Source organism: Nonlabens marinus S1-08, assembly GCF_000831385.1.
In the GTDB taxonomy this organism is placed as follows: Bacteria; Bacteroidota; Bacteroidia; order Flavobacteriales; family Flavobacteriaceae; genus Nonlabens; species Nonlabens marinus.
In genome coordinates this window covers 1,811,754-1,832,745 of record NZ_AP014548.1, presented here as the reverse complement: position 1 = coordinate 1,832,745, position 20,992 = coordinate 1,811,754, and the positions used below count along the sequence as shown (strand labels likewise).

General features: G+C 37.8%; 21 protein-coding genes. All 21 read right to left on the bottom strand.

Going from position 1 to position 20,992, the window contains the following annotated elements:
- Window positions 1–100: 100 nt before the first annotated feature.
- Genes NMS_RS08385 through NMS_RS14115 form a run of 21 tightly spaced genes read right to left on the bottom strand, consistent with a single transcriptional unit; the run spans window position 101 to window position 20,889 of the window.
- Window positions 101–1,351: a glycosyltransferase gene (locus NMS_RS08385; protein WP_041496298.1), complete on the bottom strand. Its 1,251-nt coding sequence runs from the start codon at window positions 1,349–1,351 to the stop codon at window positions 101–103.
- Window positions 1,351–1,899: a serine O-acetyltransferase gene (locus NMS_RS08380; protein WP_041496297.1), complete on the bottom strand. Its 549-nt coding sequence runs from the start codon at window positions 1,897–1,899 to the stop codon at window positions 1,351–1,353. The genes NMS_RS08385 and NMS_RS08380 overlap by 1 nt, the downstream gene beginning before the upstream one ends.
- Complete coding sequence (locus tag NMS_RS08375) at window positions 1,896–2,891, bottom strand: glycosyltransferase family 2 protein (protein ID WP_041496296.1); 996 nt, start codon at window positions 2,889–2,891, stop codon at window positions 1,896–1,898. Before NMS_RS08375 ends, NMS_RS08380 begins: the two co-directional genes overlap by 4 nt.
- Window positions 2,892–4,418, bottom strand: coding sequence for a glycosyltransferase family 2 protein (locus NMS_RS08370; RefSeq protein WP_041496295.1), 1,527 nt, complete (start codon window positions 4,416–4,418; stop codon window positions 2,892–2,894). It abuts the gene before it with no gap.
- Window positions 4,419–5,555: a glycosyltransferase family 4 protein gene (locus NMS_RS08365; protein ID WP_041496294.1), complete on the bottom strand. Its 1,137-nt coding sequence runs from the start codon at window positions 5,553–5,555 to the stop codon at window positions 4,419–4,421.
- Entirely contained in the window at window positions 5,555–6,658 is a 1,104-nt protein-coding gene (locus NMS_RS08360) for a glycosyltransferase family 4 protein (protein ID WP_041496293.1), read from the bottom strand. The genes NMS_RS08365 and NMS_RS08360 overlap by 1 nt, the downstream gene beginning before the upstream one ends.
- Window positions 6,651–7,763 (bottom strand): non-hydrolyzing UDP-N-acetylglucosamine 2-epimerase, encoded by a 1,113-nt coding sequence (wecB, locus tag NMS_RS08355; RefSeq protein ID WP_041496292.1) that lies wholly within the window; start codon window positions 7,761–7,763, stop codon window positions 6,651–6,653. Before wecB ends, NMS_RS08360 begins: the two co-directional genes overlap by 8 nt.
- The gene (locus NMS_RS08350; protein WP_041496291.1) at window positions 7,760–9,175 is read right to left on the bottom strand and encodes a glycosyltransferase family protein; all 1,416 of its coding nucleotides are present in this window, start codon (window positions 9,173–9,175) and stop codon (window positions 7,760–7,762) included. Before NMS_RS08350 ends, wecB begins: the two co-directional genes overlap by 4 nt.
- Entirely contained in the window at window positions 9,176–10,303 is a 1,128-nt protein-coding gene (gene neuC, locus NMS_RS08345) for a UDP-N-acetylglucosamine 2-epimerase (protein WP_041496290.1), read from the bottom strand.
- The gene (locus NMS_RS08340; RefSeq protein WP_041496289.1) at window positions 10,304–11,350 is read right to left on the bottom strand and encodes an N-acetylneuraminate synthase family protein; all 1,047 of its coding nucleotides are present in this window, start codon (window positions 11,348–11,350) and stop codon (window positions 10,304–10,306) included.
- Between the two features lie 9 nt (window positions 11,351–11,359).
- Complete coding sequence (locus NMS_RS08335) at window positions 11,360–12,028, bottom strand: acylneuraminate cytidylyltransferase family protein (RefSeq protein ID WP_041496288.1); 669 nt, start codon at window positions 12,026–12,028, stop codon at window positions 11,360–11,362.
- Window positions 12,025–12,936, bottom strand: coding sequence for a glycosyltransferase family 2 protein (locus NMS_RS08330; RefSeq protein ID WP_041496287.1), 912 nt, complete (start codon window positions 12,934–12,936; stop codon window positions 12,025–12,027). Before NMS_RS08330 ends, NMS_RS08335 begins: the two co-directional genes overlap by 4 nt.
- A 1-nt stretch (window position 12,937) precedes the next feature.
- Complete coding sequence (locus tag NMS_RS08325) at window positions 12,938–14,182, bottom strand: glycosyltransferase family protein (protein ID WP_041496286.1); 1,245 nt, start codon at window positions 14,180–14,182, stop codon at window positions 12,938–12,940.
- Between the two features lie 58 nt (window positions 14,183–14,240).
- Complete coding sequence (locus tag NMS_RS08320; protein WP_158448986.1) at window positions 14,241–14,906, bottom strand: FkbM family methyltransferase; 666 nt, start codon at window positions 14,904–14,906, stop codon at window positions 14,241–14,243.
- Between the two features lie 35 nt (window positions 14,907–14,941).
- Window positions 14,942–15,883 carry a glycosyltransferase family A protein gene (locus NMS_RS08315; protein WP_148311359.1) on the bottom strand — a complete coding sequence of 314 codons (942 nt, stop codon included), beginning with the start codon at window positions 15,881–15,883 and terminating at the stop codon, window positions 14,942–14,944.
- Window positions 15,884–15,906: 23 nt separating this feature from the next.
- On the bottom strand, window positions 15,907–16,875 hold the full coding sequence (locus tag NMS_RS13495; protein WP_052476854.1) for a glycosyltransferase family 2 protein: 969 nt from the start codon (window positions 16,873–16,875) through the stop codon (window positions 15,907–15,909).
- Window positions 16,872–17,711, bottom strand: a complete 840-nt coding sequence (locus NMS_RS08305; RefSeq protein ID WP_041496284.1) for a glycosyltransferase family 2 protein — start codon at window positions 17,709–17,711, stop codon at window positions 16,872–16,874. The genes NMS_RS13495 and NMS_RS08305 overlap by 4 nt, the downstream gene beginning before the upstream one ends.
- Window positions 17,712–17,714: 3 nt before the next feature.
- Window positions 17,715–18,950, bottom strand: coding sequence for a glycosyltransferase (locus NMS_RS08300; RefSeq protein ID WP_041496283.1), 1,236 nt, complete (start codon window positions 18,948–18,950; stop codon window positions 17,715–17,717).
- On the bottom strand, window positions 18,943–19,872 hold the full coding sequence (locus NMS_RS13490; protein ID WP_052476851.1) for a glycosyltransferase family 2 protein: 930 nt from the start codon (window positions 19,870–19,872) through the stop codon (window positions 18,943–18,945). The genes NMS_RS08300 and NMS_RS13490 overlap by 8 nt, the downstream gene beginning before the upstream one ends.
- A complete protein-coding gene (locus NMS_RS08290; RefSeq protein ID WP_041496282.1) occupies window positions 19,865–20,701 on the bottom strand; it encodes a glycosyltransferase in 837 nt (278 codons plus the stop codon). Before NMS_RS08290 ends, NMS_RS13490 begins: the two co-directional genes overlap by 8 nt.
- Window positions 20,698–20,889 (bottom strand): LbetaH domain-containing protein, encoded by a 192-nt coding sequence (locus tag NMS_RS14115; protein ID WP_394330693.1) that lies wholly within the window; start codon window positions 20,887–20,889, stop codon window positions 20,698–20,700. Before NMS_RS14115 ends, NMS_RS08290 begins: the two co-directional genes overlap by 4 nt.
- Window positions 20,890–20,992: the final 103 nt, after the last annotated feature.

Genomic DNA, 20,992 nt, shown 5'->3' with positions numbered 1-20,992 from the left:
ATAGTTTGATGTTAGCAGTTTTAAGTGACAAACTAAAAGTTAAAAGTGTGTGGTACTGTCTTTGAATATCTTCTACTCATCCAATTTATGTGTGATTTATTCAGTTGTGAAGAAGGTTCTTAATTGCTTCATCGAACTTTTCTAGAGTGTACTGTTGTGACCATTGTTGTGCTTTTTGAGACATGTGTTCATAATACACTGAATGGGCCATCATTATTTTGATTTCAGAAACGGTTTGTTCCATGGAGTAAAAAAGTATCCCGCGGTCTGTTTCCCAATTTACCTTTTTGTTTTCCTCCCTATTTTGATTTAACATCCAAGGAACGCAGCTTACTGGTGTGGCGATGGGTAGACATCCGTGCCACATAGCTTCCGCAATAACTTTAGGCCAACCTTCACTTTGGGATGCTAGAAATACGAAATGGGCGCCTTCGTAAGCTTTCTTCACAATACCTGCGGGTTGGTTCCCATGAAAATAGAATTGTGATTTGTTATAGTCAATGTCTTCATTGGAAGCTGAACTGTTCTCGACTGCTCCTTCGACAGGCTCAGGATGACAGCTCGAACTGACATTGTTATTGTTCTCGGACAAGCCTTCGACAGGCGCAGGCTGACAATATCGAATTAATTCTTGCCTCATTGGACCGTCTCCATAAAAGTGAGCTTCTGACCTGATCCCTTTTCGGTTCAATTCCTTGACTAGTTCAATTAATAAATATGGATTCTTATTTTTGGAAAGTGTTCCCACAAAAAGGAATTGGAATGGAGTTTGGAGCGTTTTACTATAGACTTTCCTTTCTACTTTACTATAAGTGGCTGTGAAAAACGGTTTGATGTTACCACTCTGTCCAGACCATTGACCGTAGGCCATTACGCTGGTGTTTTCAGACCATTTTGGGCTGGAAAACAATTTCTTTTGAAGGCGGTAGGACAAGGGTTGCTTTGCACTGGGGTCCCAATTGCCCGCATATTTGATGGTTTTCCGCTTTCGCGAAAGCGATAGAGCAACAAATCCGGCTAACAATGCTAAGTTTCCTGGAGCTCGCAGGTGCACGTGGTCTGCCTTTTTCATCTCGCTATACAAACGATAGATTTGAAACGGAATTGATAACAGCGATAGTACAGCTGCAGCAACTCTATGAAATTCCAACCGGCGCACCTTGACATGGTTGAATTCTTGATTTTCAAATGGAGTTATAAGTAAGTTGCGATTATATGTTGCCGGGCACAAAAACGTTGTCTGTGAGACATGTCGCATCCATAAATCCATTTCTTTGACATAAGGAGCATAGGCCATCTTCATGTCATTACGATATAAAATGGGCGCGTCTGAAACGATTAACAACTTCATTATATGTAGTCTCTACTATCATTATCACTTACCTGAACAGCCGGCACGCCCATCACGGTAGTGTGCGAGTCAACATTTCTAGTCACTAATGAATTAGCTGCGATGACTGCAGCATCACCTACTGTAATTCGACCTGCTATCACTGCGTTCACCCCTATGTATACGCGATTGCCAATTATTGGCACTCCGCGTTGGTCTCCACGACCGCTCACGCCTATGGTTACCCCTTGAGATATATTACAATTGGAACCTATAACAGCGTTTGCATTCACAATGATTCCGGAATGATGACCGATATATAAGCCTTCACCAATTTGAGTGCTATATGGTAAAGTGATCCCGGTAAGAATTTCTACTTTTTTCTGGAACAAAACTCCAATTACCAATAGTAGCTTTTTAAGTAGGCCAGGTAGCTTTGATCTGTAAATGGCATTAAACACACGGTAATAAAACAGAGCCCATAAACCCTGCTGCGTAAATAGTAAAAAGAGAACGTTCTTCCTATCACTATACTCCCGATACCTATTTATGTCTTTGCTGAATTTCAATTCTTTGGTTTATTTAATAGTAGTGTGAACATCCCTATAACCCTTCCTGAAAATTCTTGAAATGAACCAGATCGATCCCTAGTGGTACATATATTCAAAAAGCGAATAACAGCTAATAGGATAGTAATCACCCACCATTTGTACCTATCGTTCCAATTAGGTACAGGGTTGAAGGTACGCCAAACCAGCCAACCATTGCGAACCACCATTTTACCATAGTTAAATAAATTAGGTCTTCCTCCTGGATCATGGTGATGCTCTAATTGAGCCGCTGTGTTCAAATACAAATTGCCAATTTTGGATACTCTTAAAGTGAAATGTGCATCCTCATACAATCCGTAACCCTCAAAATATTCAGAGAACTTATGTTCTTTCAGCAGGCTTAGAGGGAAACTAGACACACCTCCCATTAACTGATTGACTTGATAGGTCTTCCCTGAAGGCGGTAGAAAGCTTATGGATCTACCATGACCAAATGTAGGATACACCCCAGGAGGTGTTTGCTGTACCAAGCCCAGCCGGCGTCTTAGCTTATAACGGCTGCTTTCCTTGCGACGGTATCCGTCAAAGTAAAAGTAATTGAGGTCTCGTGGATTGACAGATTTGGTTTCTTGCCACAGGATCTCATTAGTTATGTAACCCCCTACTCCTACCGCTGCAGGATGGATTTCATACGTTTGTAGCAATTTTTCAAAATAATCGGGTTGCAAGATGACGTCATCATCTAGAAATGCCACAATATCTGTGTCTCTAGAGACCTGTTCAATACCATAATTGCGTTGCTTAGTCAACCCACGATCTATCTCTGTAACCTTATGATAATTGATTTTACCGATTTCGCTTTCGCGAAAGCGAACTTCCGTTCGATCATCCTTGCTTCCATCAATAATTAGGATTTCATCTGGATAGCGGGTCTGCTGCTGCACAGAAGTTAAGAGGCTCATAATTGCCTGCGGCCGCTCAAAAGTACAGATGATGAGTGAAAGTTTCATTTATTTGTATTGTGGGCCTTTCTTGATCAAATTATGTGCATAGATCATAGATTCCTTAAACTGCTTTCTTTTATGCGCCAGCTTAGCAATTTTTATTGGTAATCCCAATAAATTTTTCTTCAATAATTGCTTAAAAAAGTAAATGTGTCGATACTCCTTGACCTGCTCTTGAGTAAAGTGTTTCAGATTAAAATAAGAAATTGTAGGGCTTGGAACTGGGATAATGTTAGTTACTCTTCGATCTCCTTCCCAGGGTTGTGGTTTTCTTTGTTTCCCTTTTCTTTTACTTTGATCTCCCCACCATCTGTAACCACCCTTAGCAGGTTTCAGATGTAAATTTTTAGAAAAAGGATTGTACATTACGATTGCACCATTTTTAACTAGCCTGATGCCATAATCGCTGTCTTCTCCGTAACCACCGTCAAAGTTGATGTCATTGAGTCCTATCTTTTCAATCCATTCTCGCCGCACACAAGAGTTGGCATTATTAAAAGATTGAGAGACACCGGTTCTAAAAAACCAAGGGTCAAGATGGTCTAACTTATAGCTGAGGTCATCTAGATTTTGCTCTGGATGGTCTGCCATAATATCTAGTCCGGTACAAGCATCTGCCTTATAAGTTTGTAAAAACTGGATGTGCTTTTCTACAAAGTCTGGCTGAATTTTGATATCATCATCTCCGAAAACAACAAACTCACCACTACTAAGCTCAATGGCCTCATTTCTCGCACGACAACTTCCTTGCGTCTCTTGCCATTTTACCTTGAGATTAAATGGAAAATTACCGTCATAAATACCATCGATTCTCTCAGCCTCTGGTGTTGCATCTACCAAAATTACCTCATGTAGGTCATAGGTTTGATTTGCAAGATCTTTTAAAAGGGAAGCTGTCATATGTTGCCGCATCATCGTGGGAATAATGTAGCTCACCTTCGGATTCCCTGAGACCGGAGCTAATTTCCTTGGTTTGATTAGCTCTTGATCATAGCGATTGGTAACTTTTTTGAGTTTGAGAAATGTGTTTATTTCAGCTAGTTTAGCAGACAAAGGCGCTCGATAAATCATGTATAGGCTATGATCGACCTTAAAAAATTTGAGATAAAATCTAAACCTGTCTTCTCGACTCACACTGAATCGCTTATCATCAACAGGAAATAATCGTGCTACATTTAGTACGGTCGCTCCAGCATACCTCAACATGCGGTAGGCAAAATCAAGCCCGGACATGAAAGCATCTTCATAGTTATGATCGAGTCCAATCGTTTGTTCCCATACCGTCTTGCGTACCACAAAAGCATCATGAGGCATGCGCCATGAAATGACGATATCGTTACTAGGAAAATCGTTGATATACCACCAGAAGGTAGCGACCTGAAACTTAATTTCCTGAAATGCATCCATGAGTCCAGATTGTAAGCCAGAATGCCACACATCTCCAGGACCGGCGGCTAATGCTTCCAGCATTTTGAAATCTGGAGCACCTATGTACAGCAAAACTTCTCCTTGAGTGGTTTTAAATTCCTTCATTTAATCAATAATACCTTGATAAAAATTTAAATTCAACTGCGCAATAACCTCTTGAGAGAATTTTGCCTTTACTCTACTTCTAGCTTTCAACCCCATTTCCCTGCGTAATTCTGGACTTATCAGGAATTCTACAAGACGTTGAGCATAGAAATTATGGTTATCAGGCGACACTGTAAATCCTGTTTCTCCTTCTACCATTACCTCATTAGCCCATCCTATGTCACTTGTGACCAGCGCCTTTTCCATCGCCATGGCCTCAATCCACGTCATAGGTAATGCCTCTGCATAACTGGGCAATGCGATGACGGTAGCCTTAGCAATTTCTGATCTCATTAATGCGTATTCTAATTTTCCTAAAAAAATGGTTTGTTTTTTCGCTTTAAGCGACAGCCTCTCCATCATTAATTCCTTGGTAGATCTAGCTGTTTTGATATCCCTAGTGTCAACTCCTGCTAGATAAAGTTTTATTTCTGGAAGCTTCTCTACCACCTGATTAAAAATCTCTATTAGATCTAATACGCCTTTTTTACGGATCAAAGTGCCAAAATACAATATTTGCAGTGGCTCTTCCTCTTCTTTTTCTGGTACAAAATAATCGAGATTCACGGCGTTAGGGATAATTGTGATCTTAGATTGTAATTTAAATAATTGTCGAGTTCGTACTGCGGTAAACTCACTTACTGAAACGAAATGGTCTGCACCATTTAATGCAAACTTCTCTAACCAGTAGTTTTTAAACTTTTGCTTACGACCTTCAAGTTCACAGAAATAAGCATCCGTGCCATGAAATCGCAATACTAGTGGGCATTTAAAGCTCATGAACGCAGTAATACCACTCCAGTCAGGAGCTTCTATCGCATCGATTCTCTCTGATTGTATTATTTTATTGATATAGTGTTGAACATGCTTTTTATAAAAAAACCAACTGAGTACTGGGTATTTCAATTGCTCTATAAAATATACAGTCACTCCGTCTTCCTCTATGACTTTTCCCAGCTTCTGGCTAATTAGAAAAACGCTGACCTTGACGTTTTGAGAAACCAATCCCAGCGCCATATTTTTCATACTGGTTCCAATTCCACCGTAAGCTCCCGTTCCTGAAATAGGGTACTCTGTAGTTATAAGTCCTATATGCATCAATTGATTGGTTTTAAATGGTCGATCACCATCTTTTCCAGAGTATACCCATTTCTAATTGTATCGCTTGTTGAAGTGTATATACCTTTTTCATTATTGAGTAAATCTTTCAGAATCTGTATTAATCTGGTGGTATTTTTTGCCTCAAACAAAAAACCATTTTCACCCTCAATAATGATTTCTGGATTACCACCCACAGTAGTGGTTATGACAGGTACGTTTGCTGCCAGGCTTTCCAGAATTGATAGGCTAAAACACTCCATATAAGTAGGTTGTAGTAGGTAATCAAAATCGGCTAACAATTCAGGTATCTGAGCTGAGCTGCCTTTAAAGAATATGCAATTAGAGAGATCATTTAGAGCAACCTGATCTTTTAGTTCCTTCTCCATAGGTCCAGAACCATAAATATGAGTTTCGACTTTTTGAAGTTCTGCAGGTTCTAATTTTGAAATTGCTGCAATCACATCCTGTATTCCTTTAGACTCCCGCAAATGAGAAACAATAATCAATTTTAATTTATCAGTCTGGGTATACGTTCTTGCTCGATTACGCTGACTGGTACACACCTGACTTGTGTCAATTCCATTATGTATAGTCGTTGTTTTACCAGCTACATGAAGGCCCAAATCTTTAATGATGTGATGACTGGTATAGTTAGAAACACCTATAAATTGATCGACGTATTTGTGATATAACAATCCTTTAACCCTGTTCTTTAGTCGTTTTTTGAACGTGAACCCATTCAATGGTCGTGGATTATGATCTACAACAATAACCTTCTCAAAATCCTGGATCTTTCTAGCTTGCTTATAAAAGGAATTGCATAAGGATGTAAAATGAGTGATCAAAATGTCGTATTCGTCTGCCGTTACGGCGAGTTGCTTCAAAAAGAAAGATTCCACATTTTCTCCATCAGCATTTTTGATGGTCAAGTTGCTATAAAAAGAATAGGGTTCAAATCTTGAGAAGTACCAAGTTACTTGAAAGCTGTTCGCTTTCGCGAAAGCATCGTACGCCACAAAAAAACGATCCATACCACCTACTCGATCTGGACGTACTTCATAGTTGCAAACGATGGCTATATGTTTTGGTCGCTTATACAATAAAATGAGTTTTCACCGCATTTAGAATCTGGGTGGCTGCATCGCCACTCCCGTAAGGATTGTCTTTATCCTGCTTTTGTGGCGACTGCTGGAGAAGATGAATAGCCTCTTTTACTATTTTACCCTTATCAGTGCCTACTAATTTGACAAAACCTGCTGTTACAGCTTCTTGCCTTTCCGTAGTATTTCTAGTGATTAGCACATTTTTCCCTAAAACCGTAGCCTCTTCCTGAATCCCTCCACTATCGGTAATTATAAAATCACAACGCTTCATAAGCCATAGAAAGCTCTCATAATCCAAGGGATCACACAATAATAAATTATATATATTACCCAACAGATCATATACTGGATCTTGAACATTAGGATTGAGGTGTACTGGATAAACAAGTTGCACGTTATCCAACTCTGAAATTTCTTTGAGTGCTCCTATTACCTCCAGAAGTGCCTTACCGAAATTCTCTCGACGGTGGCCTGTGACTAGAATTAATCGTGAACTTGGATTTAACCAGCTGTCCATTTGCTGGATACGTGGATGATTGTTTTTAATCATGGGTAATGCAAGTTCAACTGCATCAACGATAGTGTTGCCGGTCTTGAAAATTGAATTGCTCTTTACCCCTTCTTGAAGGAGCGCAGCAACCGCATTGTCTGTGGGAGCAAAATGTAAGGTGGCCAACTTATCACAGACTTGGCGATTCATTTCCTCAGGAAATGGCTGGGTAAAATCATACGTACGCAAACCAGCCTCCACGTGACCTACAGGAATCTGTTTATGGAAGCTCGCCAGGGTTGCTGCCAGACAAGTACTGGTGTCACCATGCACAAGAACTATATCAGGGATAACCTCTTCTAAGACATTGTCCAGTTTTGTAATTAACCTGCCCATTAGACCATTAAGAGATTGCTCTTTTTGCATGATGTCCAGATCGTAATCTCCTTTGAGGGAGAAAAATTCCAGCACTTGATCAGTCATCTCGCGGTGCTGTGCGGTATTGCAAACAATGGTTTCAAAGGCGTCATCTGCTCTAAAAGACTTAATCACTGGCACCATTTTTATGGCTTCAGGTCTAGTACCAAATACGATCAGGACTTTTATTTTCAACGGGAGATTAATTTTGCTAGTTCAGTACTGATCCTTTTTGAGGTTCCTTCTAATGGTTTACTTATTTGCAACTTAACCAATTCTCTTTGTTGTTTAAGTCTTGCGGTAGGATTTTCAAGCGAAAAATTGATTTGGTCGATTAATTCTTGTTTATTTTTTGCTATACTCACGGCACCGCTTTCTATCACTGTTTTATAATGTTGATATTTTAAAAACCGCTGGTCATTGTATAAACCATTCTCTGGATTCCCAAAAACCGTATTGATTACGGGTTTATCAAAGATCATGAAGTCCAGACTCATGGTAGAGCACATATTGACATTAATGTCGGAATATTCTAAAACTGATCTCAACTCTGCTATGTCCTCCCTATCGGGAATGCGCTGACTCCAAGGTTCAGGATGGTTCTCCCTAGTGAGTTTCCATCGAGGGTAGTTCCATTTGATTTCTGGATAATTATCTTTTACTTCCTTGAACCTGTCGGGATCTTCGGCTGGTGAGGTACGTACCAATAGCTGGGCGCCTTCTATTTCCTTGTTATCTATTGCTTGGGCTATGGATGCAATCACTATGGGATCGTTAGGGCCTATAGATTTATCCGCGCAACTGTAGCAGATCGTTTTTTTGTCAGGATCAAGATCGAATTTATTCAACAACCAATTTCTATCCCGGTGAAATTCTTCCAACACGTAAGGCTCAAATTGTGGTGTTCCCACCACGTGAACCTGAGATTCACTAACGTTTTTGTAAAAATAGAGGAGATCATTCTTCATCAATTCACTCCACGTGAGGTAATGATCAAAAGTGGAAGCCATTCTACCCTTGGAAGCAAGGTTATCCCAAGAGAAAATAAAGGTAGCTGTAGGTATTTTGCGTTTTTCTGCTGCTATGGTAAGAAGCGCAATAAATGGTGGCCGCTGGTGTGTGAAAAACAGAAGATCCACTGGGTAATTGTCCAATAGATTGTCGACAATCGTTTGTTCAGGGCTATCATTCAAACAATTGTTGCGGTACTTTTCAAATTGTTGCACGGCTTTCTCTGACGGATTGATCCACGTCCATGCATAGATGATCTTAACTAAAATATCGTTGGGACGCCAGCCAGTGCGGTAATTCATAGACAGATTATCCCTTATTCCATCATTGTTGGGAAACATTCTCAAATGGGCGATCTCCCGCAGCTTTCGCCAAAACCATTGTCGTTTCGTCTCTCTATATATGGGTAATTCCACAATCGTAAATCGTGTAACATCCAACTGTTCAAAAGCACTAGCAGGTAATCCTGAAAACAGCACCACTTTTTCGAAAGATGAAGCTACCGCCTTGGGAAAATCACTCAAAAGGAAATTACGGTAGCCTACGCCATCTGTAATAACTAAACCTAAAGTGCTATGTTTGGAACTATTGCTCATTTAAACGCTCAAGTCCCTAAACTGTTTTTGATGATCTATTCCCCAGATAGTTGGCTGTTCCAACACTTTTATAAAATGGTGAGCTGCAGTAACCTGTTGATGTATTTTACGTGGTTTTAGTTTTTGTTTTTTGGCTTTGGAAACACCTTCCAAAATAGCATTAGGATCGCTTAACGTATGAATAATGGTATCATTATCTAGATCACGGTTTTCCTGTCTTCGACCTATATTGACGGTAGGCACCCCTAAATAAGGTGATTCATGAATCCCAGCGCTGCTATTCCCTATGAGAAAGCGTGCGTGTTTCAATAATGTGATGAAATACTCAAATTTCAGGGAAGGAAATAGTTTGAATCGTTTTCCGCTTTCGCGAAAGCGGGCATACTCTTCTAAAATATCATTGGAACCCAAATCGTTGTTTGGATAGATCACCACGTAATTGGAATCGTCTCGTAGAAGAGCATCCACAAAACTGCGGGCATCCTTTTTGTTCTGGGCATTTGTGGTCACTGGATGGTATAGGGCAATGGCATACTCCTCAAACGGAATCCCATAATAATCCATCGCGGTTTTTAGGTCGGGCAGCTGAGCTGAAAATAGGATATCCAGATCTGGAGAACCTGTGGTAATAATCGATTCATCCAGCTCCCCCATTTGGCGCAACCTGCGGGCAGCGGTATCGTTGGAAACAAAGTGGATGTGACTCATTTTGCTCACCGCATGCCGCAATAGCTCGTCAACAGTACCAGAAATCTCACCACCTTCCACATGGGCCACCAATATATTGTTGAGGGATCCTGAAATGGCTCCCGCAAGGGTTTCCACCCGATCGCCGTGAACTACGATCAAGTCTGGCTTGGTTTCCTTTATAAATTTGGAAAACTCTTCAATGGTTCTTGCCAGCGTTAGATCCATGGTGGTCTCTGCAGTAGAATTGGAGGCTTTATAAATATTTTTAAAACCTGCTTTTTCAATCTCTATGACCGTACGACCATAAAGGTCCATCAAATGCATTCCCGTCGCAAATATGGAATACTCCAAAAGCGGACTTTGATCCACTGCCGTAATCAGTGATTTCAGCTTTCCAAAATCTGCTCGTGTACCGGTAAGAAATGCAATTTTTTTCATCTACCCGATGTCTTTATAGGTCAATTGCTCATCCAGCCCAATATCACTCAGCGCCTTTTTCCCTAAAATGTCATCATACTCTGCTGCTAGGATTTCACCAGTCCCAGGTCGCTTTACCCAAATATTTTCTTTAGTAAATACCTCTCCTTTTTTGATGGGTGCAATCGTGCAAACGGTAGCAAAGGCAAAGTCGATAGTCACTTGTTCCTCTGCTGCTGGACCTTTATGACCACCTCGCATCTGTGCCATAAGAGCACTTTGCTGTATCAAATCTGCGCAGGCTTGTTCATCCATGGAACAAACTATATCTGGTCCTGTGCGTTGCATATGATCTGTAAAATGTCGTTCCAAAATAGATGCACCATGGGCTACCGCACCCAGACACGCAATATTACCCAAGGTATGGTCTGAAAGGCCAAATACCTTATCGGGAAACGCCTGGTGGAGTTCCTGCATGGCTCCTAGTCGTACCAGGTGCGGTGGTGTAGGATATAGGTTTGTGGTATGCAGCACCGCTACGGGAACTTGATGTTTATCAAAAATGGCTACCGCTTTTGAAACACTTTCTATGGTATTCATTCCTGTACTTAAAATAACAGGTTTACCAAAGCTAGCAATATGCTCCAGCAGCGGGTAGTTATTACACTCGCCGCTCCCTATTTTATAGGCCACCACATTCATACACTCTAAACGGTCAGCAGCGGCACGTGAAAAAGGAGTAGAGATAAAAAGCATTCCCTTTTCTTCCACATAATCCTTTAGGGCAATCTCGTCTTCCTCATTAAGGGAACAAGCCTCCATGATTTCATAAATGGAAATATCAGCATTGCCGGGAATTACCTTTTTTGCGGCGCCAGACATCTCGTCTTCAACGATATGGGTTTGGTGCTTTACTACTTCCACGCCAGCACGGGCAGCGGCATCCACCATTTCCTTGGCGATTTTAAGAGATCCGTTGTGGTTGATCCCTATTTCTGCAATAACCAAAGGAGCATAATTTGTCCCTACTTTTCTTTGGGCAATCTGAAATATGGGATTTTGGGACATGGGAACTCTCTAGGAATTATCTCGTTGCCAAATATAACGAGCATAATCAAGATCTGCCTGATTGTCTATATCAATACTGGCATATTCATGGTCAACTACCATCGCATAATGGTTTTCATCGATCATAATTCCCTTCTTAATACTTTTGGCAGAACAGATATATAACAACCCATTCTCATAAAACAAGGGCTTTAGATCTTGAGAGCGTTGACCGTACCTATAATTTTCAGGATGAAATTGGTTGTTTTTAATAGAACCAAATTTGTGGGTCATCCTGCTACAAGTGAATAGCGTATCTAAAGGGTGCGAGTTCCAAGTCTCCATTGCGTCTTCCAATAGGCTCGATGGTCTCAGCGGATTAGTGGGTTGTAATAAAATAAGGGTTTCCACTTCTGGATAATCGGGTTGCTCCAATACGTGTTTCAAGGCTTCTACCGTAGTGCTCGTATCGCTAGCCAACACAGCTGGTCGCATCACCACAGCAACACCATGACTTTCGGCAACTTTTGCTATGGCTTCATCATCAGTAGAGACAACTATTGCATCCATGTAGGAGGAGTTCGCTTTCGCGAAAGCGATGCTATGTTCCAGCAGCGTTTGACTTCCCAATTCCATGAGATTCTTTCCTGGCAGTCGTTTAGAACCGCCTCGTGCTGGGATGATGGTTAGGGTTTTCATGAATTTTGATCTTTGGGTAACCAATAGATTTTTGCCTCTGGTAACTTTTCGTATAATTTTAATTCTTTAGATGTTAACCTAGATTCATTTTTATACGAAAAAATATGAAGGGTAAAATCTTTAATTACGTAAAATAGAGTTTGAGCCATTTTTAGATCACCATGAAACACAAAATTCTTCAGCTTGGAATATAGAGAATATGCGATTTTTAATAGGCCTTTTCTCACTGGGTAATACATCGCATACAAGTACCATCCAGAACGTATTCCTTTACGTAATCTGGTATAATAGTCCTGTCTATCTAGTTTGCGCGTTTTAAGATCTACACGATGGTGAACTCCTATGTCAGGGTAGTAATAAATATACCTTTCTTGTTTAAATAACTCCAGCGCCATTAAATCTTCTTCTCCATAAAATTCAAACCATTCAGGCAGCATACGTATTTTTTTCCAATCGCTCATTCTCATCGCGTGAGCACCTGCACCGAATGATCGAACGCGTTCTATCACATCCTGATGTTCAATAATATGAGGAGCTTCAATACCCCAAAAAATCCGAAACGCCATTACTGCCGCATCCTGATGGTCTTGAAAGAATTCTAATATTTCTTCTATTTTAATCTTTTTCAAGAAATGAATATCATCATCTACAGTTATAGCAAATGGAGTGCTCACTTTTTCAAACATGCTATTGCGACAGCTATGTATCCCATTACTGGTCTCATGTCTTAAGATTGTGATATGAGGATAATGCTGCTGCAAGAATTGGGAGGTTCCATCACTAGATCCGTCATCACAAATTATACATTCAACTTCTGGATCTTGAACTAAAAATGAACACTTCTCCAAAGTATAGGCCAGAGATTCCTTTCGGTTTTTTGTAGCAATGAGAAGGCTTATCTTTTTCATCCTAGTTTAACTTTTGAATCTGCTGCTTTAAAAAAATTGGCGACACATATTCATCTAGGTCAGCGCGATCCAGCAAAAGAACCTTATCACAGGCCTGCCATTTGTTAAATAAATTATTCAATAGTTCTTTGATATATTGAACATCATCGGCTTCGGCCGCATAGAGGTAATTCTTTCCCAATAGCCTTCTTGTTTCGCTGTTAGATGGTCCCAAGTGCAGTATAGGTGCATTTGCTATCACAAGTCCCGGGAATTTACCAGGTAGGAAAGGACTTTCTTTGGCAACAGCTTCCAAAATTATATTTACAGAAGCAAAAGATTCCATAGCACGCACCACCTTATAATCCATATAAAAAGGCTGTATAATGATTGACTCATCTTGAGCCGCAGCAAGTTCTAATTGAGTTCTAAAATGCTGGGAGTGGCCTACGATCGTGAGACGTGCATTTTTCTTAGCGTTTGGGTTTTCTAGTATAAATTCTTTCCATGCCAGTATGAGCGGCTGTGGATCGCGCGTGGTCATTAGGTTACCAGCATGAAGAACATTAAAATCTTGGACATTAAAAAATTCTGGTAAATTATTGATGTCAAAATCGGTTGCATCAGCCTGATGAGGTAAAATCACGGCTTTATGGGCGAACTGATCATTAAAAGCACTCATCCATGTGGCGAGATTTTGTGATGGATAGCCAAGATATTGGGCCTTTTTTATAACTTGAACGAAAAAAGCTTCTTTAAACTTATACCCAGCCTCGATCCAGTTATACGGGTTAGGATACCAATGAAATGGATATGGATCGTGAATGTAAGCAAGCCACTTGTTATGCCATTGAGGTAGCTTAAGAAGAGCTGCGTGTGTTCTATAACTAGCCCCTTTGCTTAAAGTTAAGAGCAAATCAAAGTCAGTTATACTTTCCTTTTCAAGAGCTCTTGCCATGCTAAACGCGTCATTTTTGAAAGTAAAGGAAAAGCCGAATAAGTTCTCTAACTGTTTTGAAAAATTCCTTTTTGAAAGTCGTTGTAATACTCGCTGCGAACGACTTAGCCAATAGTTAAGGTCACTTTTAATTTCTTTTATTAGAGTTACTTCGATTTGATCTATATAAATTTGATCGTGGGAGAAGTGATATATCTTAATTTTAAAACCGGCAGCATGTAAGGATTGTATCATTGCATGGTTTGCCTTTCCTGCACTGCTTGAGTTGGAGTCTATAGTCTCAGCAAGAATCAAGATTCTTTTAAACATAAAATTTAAGTGGTATCAAGAAGTTAAAATGCGCTGATTAACTAAAAAATAAATTCAATTAATTATCATCTATAAAAAACGTGTTTTCTAAACTTCTATTTACCACTGATTTAGCAATATATCGATATCCAACGCTTTTCATAAAACTATAAACTTCACTTTTCAAATCTTCTTCAATGTTAAGGTTTGATTCTACCATAACAACTTTTGGCCTATATTTTAGCCAGTCATTGGACTTTAAAACCTCTAAATCGTATCCCTCTACGTCTACATCAAAAAATGCTAGCTTATCGGATGTTGTCAGGTGTTGATCAAGAACTGATTTAAGAGATAAAACTGGAAGCTTTAGGATTGTCTTTATTTTATCCTGAATTCCATGATCCAACAAAAATTGGTAATCTAAGGTATTCATTGAGCTAAATTCTTCCTCCAACAAAAAATACTCCATATCAACAGAAGACTCTGAACCGATTAAGCAATTTACAAAATTGTCGTTTGGTCTGTATTTATTAAAAGTTGTCTTGATTAAAGGGTTCGCATCAATACATATACCCTTCCAACCTCTAGCATAGAATCTATAAGTATTTGATGCCTTTATAGGGTGCCAACATCCAACATCTACATATGTACCAGGTTGTGCAAAGTTAACAAGTTTTAAAAGTTGTATATCATCTCCTGTTCTCGAAAATGTGATGTCGTATCTACGATATATTACCTCTTTCAATCTCTGTGTTATAAACATATAATTAATATTAAATCTTAAAGATTGAAAAATTTCCTTATTCCCTTAAAAACAAAGTTTCTGAGAAAGTAAGTTTTATTTCTAGTGTTTTGGAAAGTAGAGAATTCGATTTCAAATTCGTTTATTTCAATAGAAGAATCTAGAGATTGTTTTATCGTATTAATGTAGTCATCTACTTTATTACCCATATGAAATGCATATGATTTACGTGTTGACAATCTATAAAAACCGTTTATGTCGGCAAGCTTATCGATAAATTCATCCTCATATCCATTTTCAAATACTTTTTTCGGGAAACTATAATCTCCTTTAAATATACTGGACTTATAAGTCGCCACAAAATGTCCTGATCCAACAATAGCTACAATATCCTTTTCTAAAAAATATTGTTTCTGAATCCAATCAAAATCCCGATTATTTCTCTCGTAGACTGCGGAGTTGCCTAAGCCTTTGATATACAATTCACTGTCGAGTTTACTAACAATTTTACCGTACTTTACTTTCCCTAAAAAATAATTGTCAAAAAACAAGGTGCTATTATTATTTAGGGCTAATCCTTGACACGGAAGAGGAGCGACTACACCAGCTTTTTTAAACTTTTTAAAGATATCGAAAACAGCATTTTCCCAACCTTCAAAGAAAGCTACATCCGCATCACAAATTGTAATATAGGGCTCATAACATGATCTGGCTTCATTTAGTATGGGATAAACTTTACCTTTGTTGAAAGTATATTCCACGTACTTATCTATAATATCATGGTTATTAAAGACTATGCTTTTAACTCTTGATGATCGACCATTGTTAATTACTGTAATCGCTGTCTTTTCTAGATTTATAGTTTTACGAAGGCTATTCAAACAAATTTCAAAAATTTTATCAGATTCCTCGTGATATTGATCGGGCTCATCAGGTATATAAACAGGAATAATAATCCGATTAAAAAATCGCTTATTCATGCACGTTTTATTCTTTTGTGGATTTACCCCTTCTCGCATAAGAAAGATATTTTAAAAAACACTTTTCGATAAAATCTATGAAACCAAATCAGAAATTGAAATTTTTTTATTTTAACAAAGCTTATATGATTTTCATGTGATGTAGTTATTAAAGATTTATTAATTTTAAGTAACATCTCCTTATTATAAGAATCTATAGTATAAACTTTAATGAAAAAAGCGTAGAGTCTACTTTCAAACAGTTGGTTGTTTTCAATAAATTCATACAATTTATCTAAAATATATAAACGAGAACCATGCTTAATAATAGAGTTTTTGGTAGTTGATGTATTCGTATCTTGATGATGTCTATAAAAAAATAAAAAATTATCGCAAGCCGCATAATTAGGTTTTTTAATAAAAAAAACTCTCAGATAGTATTCAGTTTCTTCAGCGAAATTCAATAATTGCTCATCGAAACGAAACTCACTCAATAGGCTAAATTTAAAAATAGGGCCTCCCGAGTTCAATCTAATATTTAAATTCAAAAAATCCCAAGCTAAATCATTAGACTGTACTTTCATGTCTCCAACATATTCATGCTTGTCAAGGTCAAAATCTCCTATAAAGCCTTGAAATTTGCACCCGACAATTTCTAAAAGAGGATCTTGTTTAAAAAACATCATTTGCATTTCTATTTTTTTCGGATGCATTATATCATCATCGTCAAAAAATTGAATGTATTTAGCATCCAACGCTTTGGCTAAATCAAGGCCAAAATTTCTGTTTGCGGAAAGACCATTTGGATATGATCTAGGTTTGCGATGATAGGTAAATCTCGAATCATTGATACAAAATTCGTTAACCACTTTTTCAGTACTATCCGTTGAATTATCGTCTGTAATAAGACATTCGAAATTTTGATAGGTTTGATTTTGAATAGACACAAGTGTTTCCTCAATTAATTGAGCCCTATTAAAAGTACTTAGCAGAATTGTGACTTTGGAACTCAATAGATTTTCCTTTTGATATATCGCAAAGGACTCATCAGCACCTTTCCTAATTTGTAATCCAACGATTGAAAAGCTTTATTCTTATTTCCCTCCAAATTATCTATTTTCTGAAGAAAATAATCTACAGTTTCCTCAAAATATTCTTTATACAACTCCTTATGTTTAGAAAAAATGTACTTCGTAAGCTGTAATCTATTTTGATTAGCCAGATTTGTCGTGCTCGTTTGCAACCGGTTATAGGTAAATAGAGTTTCGGGTAAAATTTTGCAACTACCACCTATCTTAAGTAGTCTTATATGAAATTCCCAATCTTCCCAGCCTTTTCTCATACTCTCATCGTAGCCACCAATTTCAAACCAGCTTGATTTACGATAAAGAAGATTTCCCAAAGCGGCATTTTCAAATAGGAAATTTTGCAATGTACCTCCTTTAGGTTTATAAATAAAACTTGCGTTTTCATAAATAACCTTTGCGTGGCAAGAAACCATTTGAACAGTTGAGTCATCAAGTGCCATACGAACCGCTTTTTCAATAAAACTAGGTTCAAAGGAATCATCTGCATCTAGTGTAACAATAAATTCTCCTTGGGATTTTTCAATACCACGATTGCGTGCCGTGGACTGACCTTGGTTCTCTTGTACTATCAAAATATTTATATGAGAAGACAATTTTTTAAGTACATTTTTTGTCACTTGATTAGAACCATCATCAACAACGATAATTTCTATATTGGGAAAAGTTTGAACTTTAATTGATTCAATCGCGCACTCAATGGTGTCATAATTATTATAACACGGAATTACAACAGAAACTAAATTACCAGTGTTTGCATTCATTGTTTAAGGCCCTCCATAAATATTTATCCATTGTTTCTGGATCACTTCTTGTGAAAATCTGTCTTTAGCAACCTTAATCGCATTGCTACTCATCCTCAATCGTTGGTCTTTATTTTGAAATAAATAAATCAGCTTATCAACTAACTGATCCACATCTCCTTCTTTTACTAAAAAACCACTTACTTTATCTTGTAAAGTATATTTGATACCTCCAGAGTCAAAAGCTACAACTACAAGACCTCTTGCTTGTGCTTCAATAGTTGCAATGCCTTGTGTTTCACGCCTTCCATATTCAACAGGAATTGACGTGGTAATATAAACATCATGTTGATCTAAAAGATCAATAATTTGATTTTGACTTTTTTTGCCTAGGAGAAACACTTGATTTATTAATTCTTCAGTCTGGATTGAACTCAGTAGACTCTCCTTTTCTTTACCATCCCCTACGATAGTTAAAGTCACATCAACACCTTTCATTTTGAGCTCTTTCATAGCTTTTATACATAGAGCATGTCCTTTTATCTTGTGAAGTCTTCCAATTGTGATAATTCGCAAAGTTCTTGAATTGCTTCTCATTTGAATAGGTGTCTCAAAGAAAATAGGGTCCACAGGTATATTGATCACTTTGATTTTTTCTTCAGGGCAGTCAATATTTATTAATGCCTTCTTCAGATAATTTGTATTTGCGATGATAAAGTCAGCATTAGCAAAAGCGTAATCATAATAATTATCTATAGGTATTACACCATTTATAGGAAAGAATGCATCATGCCCATGAAATGAGATAACTAATTTACCTTTTAAAAAACCTATCTGCTTAAGAATATCTACAGGTCTTGTGTTAGTTCCAAATTGCACATGGATGATATCTATATCAGTGAATTGTTGATAGAAAGAAAATTGATAAATATGAGCAAGGCTAAATGATTTAAAAGATCTACAATGCATTATGAGAAGATTCAAATCTATAAAAGCCAGCGCTGCTTTCCATAGTGCTATAATTACTCTTTTAAACTTATTATTAGGAATATTATAGTTTTCAATGAAGATTCTTGAAAGAATATCATAATTAGTGACCGCTACGGTATCAGTTAATATAGATACATCCATAAGCTGTCTCACTAAAATTTTAACATTGTAACCAGCATCTATGGCAAGTTTGATTTGAGAAATAATAAAGGTTTCCGAAAGGTGTGGAAACTGGCCTAATTTAAATAGGATTGTTTTTTGTTTATCCATTGATAAATTGTTTCAATCTCCTAAAATAATTTCCCAACCAGTGCCTTTGTTTGAATGCAGTACTTTCAAAAAATTCTTTATTTTCCGCGATTAATTCAGGGAAGTCAGACTTAATCCTGTCATAAACTAATTGTTTTGCAGTAAAAACGTAATTAAGTTGTTTTTTATATCTGATATTCAAAACCTTTTCAATCATCTTCCAACTTTTTATTAGATCTACCGCTTTACCATGAGAGTTAAGTACACTTGTTCTTTGTAGATCATCAGTGTTATTTCGGTAATAAGCGATAGAGCCGTCGCAATAGACCACCTGGCTTGATTTCACAAACACTCTACTCATAAATTCACCATCTTGATTGATCGACAATTTATCGTTCCAGCCGCCAGCTTCCTGAACAAGGTCTTTATGCATCAAATAAACATGTGGTGGAAGAAACCCATAGGAGGAAGATATACTTTCTAAAAAATCATCCACATGAGGGAATGAATTATACACTAATCGCGTTATGATCTCGAGGCCCGCTAACTCTCCGGTACTTTCAAAAGAACCCCATGCCGCTGTAAATAAAGTAAATTTATCATTTAAATGAGCTGCCTCCATTTGTATCCTAAGCTTATCTTCATGAAGTGCGTCATCGCTGTCGAGCCATTGTACATAGGAGCCTTTAGCAATTGAAAATCCTAAATTTCTACAAGCGTTTGCTCCTTTACCCACATGGCTCGGCCTTTCTAACAATTTTATTCTTTTGTCCGCTTTCGCGAAAGCGGAAACAACTTCCACAGTACTATCAATAGATCCATCATCAACAACAATACACTCCCACTGTGTATATGACTGATTGATCAAGGAGTTGATCGTGTCAGGAATAACACCAGCTCTATTAAATACCGGAATGATGATAGAAACTAAGTTTTTAACCAAAACCGATGGATTTTTTTAAACGTTTTAAAAAATAACGACCAGGTATAGTGGGAAATGCAGCCTTACATTTCATAGCAAAAATGAGCAAATTATAGGTTGCAGGTAGTGCTACAATTTGTTCTGGATATCCTTTTATGTCCGTTGAATAGGAAAGAACTCCCTCTAATTGATTAGTGATATTTCTTTCATGAACTACCTGCACCCATAAATTAGGAGTAGGGTCTTCAAGAACAGCAGCGTGATTGTGCCATTGATTATGCTGTTGGGCATAAACAGTTTTCGGTTTGTTAACAGCATCAAGTGGTTCAATATAACTTATGAATTGGTTAAGCTTATGATTGTAACGGGTAAAAACCACCGGATCTGCCTGCATGCAAAGCCCGTATGGAAAATCTAGAATAAACGGTTTCTTAATCGATCTGGATGTTACTCTTCTTACATGACTTGTAAACGAAGGTGAAATCATATCATCATTATCCAGTCGAGTGGTTATAATATTTTTAGTTTCAGGAGATATAAATTTTAAAATGTCATTAGGACTAGTTGCAACAAAATCTTCATAATCGTGCTTATATATAGGTTTAATAAAACTGTATTTACTCAATTCTTGTACAAGGTTTTCAGTCAGGTATTCATAACCAACCTGAAAGTAAATGATCCAAATGAAACTCTTTTCTTTTTGATTGAGTACACTAGGCAAACAGTACTTTTTAAAAAGTTGTATTCTTATAACTAGCCATTCTGTTTTATCAATTTGTTTGTAATTTTTATCTAACTTCCAATCTTTAGAGTTAAGATCAAATCTGGTAATTAAAAATTGCTGAATCATTTTATCTTATTTTTTATCTCCTTATCAAATCTGTACCCAATGACTTTTACTGAGTTTCCACTGACTATAGCAGAAGGTGGCACGTGATGCCCAACTAAAGACATAGCCTCGACAACAACCCTATCAACAATTATTACTCCAGACAGAATCACAGTATTGGCTCCTATCCAAAAATCATTACCTATCACTATTTCTCCCTTAGGGCGATCCTCTGGTTTTTTGTGATAGAATAATCGAAAATCTGCTCTCGTAAAATTGAGAAAAATCTCCTCCGTACTATCAAAGCTTCCA

Bases quoted from the DNA above. Each gene is read 5' to 3' on its own strand.
- NMS_RS08385 (WP_041496298.1), bottom strand. From the start codon at position 1,351: ATGAAGTTGTTAATCGTTTCAGACGCGCCCATTTTATATCGTAATGAC.
- NMS_RS08375 (WP_041496296.1), bottom strand. From the start codon at position 2,891: ATGAAACTTTCACTCATCATCTGTACTTTTGAGCGGCCGCAGGCAATT.
- NMS_RS08370 (WP_041496295.1), bottom strand. From the start codon at position 4,418: ATGAAGGAATTTAAAACCACTCAAGGAGAAGTTTTGCTGTACATAGGT.
- NMS_RS08365 (WP_041496294.1), bottom strand. From the start codon at position 5,555: ATGCATATAGGACTTATAACTACAGAGTACCCTATTTCAGGAACGGGA.
- NMS_RS08350 (WP_041496291.1), bottom strand. From the start codon at position 9,175: ATGAGCAATAGTTCCAAACATAGCACTTTAGGTTTAGTTATTACAGAT.
- neuC (WP_041496290.1), bottom strand. From the start codon at position 10,303: ATGAAAAAAATTGCATTTCTTACCGGTACACGAGCAGATTTTGGAAAG.
- NMS_RS08340 (WP_041496289.1), bottom strand. From the start codon at position 11,350: ATGTCCCAAAATCCCATATTTCAGATTGCCCAAAGAAAAGTAGGGACA.
- NMS_RS08335 (WP_041496288.1), bottom strand. From the start codon at position 12,028: ATGAAAACCCTAACCATCATCCCAGCACGAGGCGGTTCTAAACGACTG.
- NMS_RS08330 (WP_041496287.1), bottom strand. From the start codon at position 12,936: ATGAAAAAGATAAGCCTTCTCATTGCTACAAAAAACCGAAAGGAATCT.
- NMS_RS08325 (WP_041496286.1), bottom strand. From the start codon at position 14,182: ATGTTTAAAAGAATCTTGATTCTTGCTGAGACTATAGACTCCAACTCA.
- NMS_RS08315 (WP_148311359.1), bottom strand. From the start codon at position 15,883: ATGAATAAGCGATTTTTTAATCGGATTATTATTCCTGTTTATATACCT.
- NMS_RS08305 (WP_041496284.1), bottom strand. From the start codon at position 17,711: ATGAATGCAAACACTGGTAATTTAGTTTCTGTTGTAATTCCGTGTTAT.
- NMS_RS08300 (WP_041496283.1), bottom strand. From the start codon at position 18,950: ATGGATAAACAAAAAACAATCCTATTTAAATTAGGCCAGTTTCCACAC.
- NMS_RS08290 (WP_041496282.1), bottom strand. From the start codon at position 20,701: ATGATTCAGCAATTTTTAATTACCAGATTTGATCTTAACTCTAAAGAT.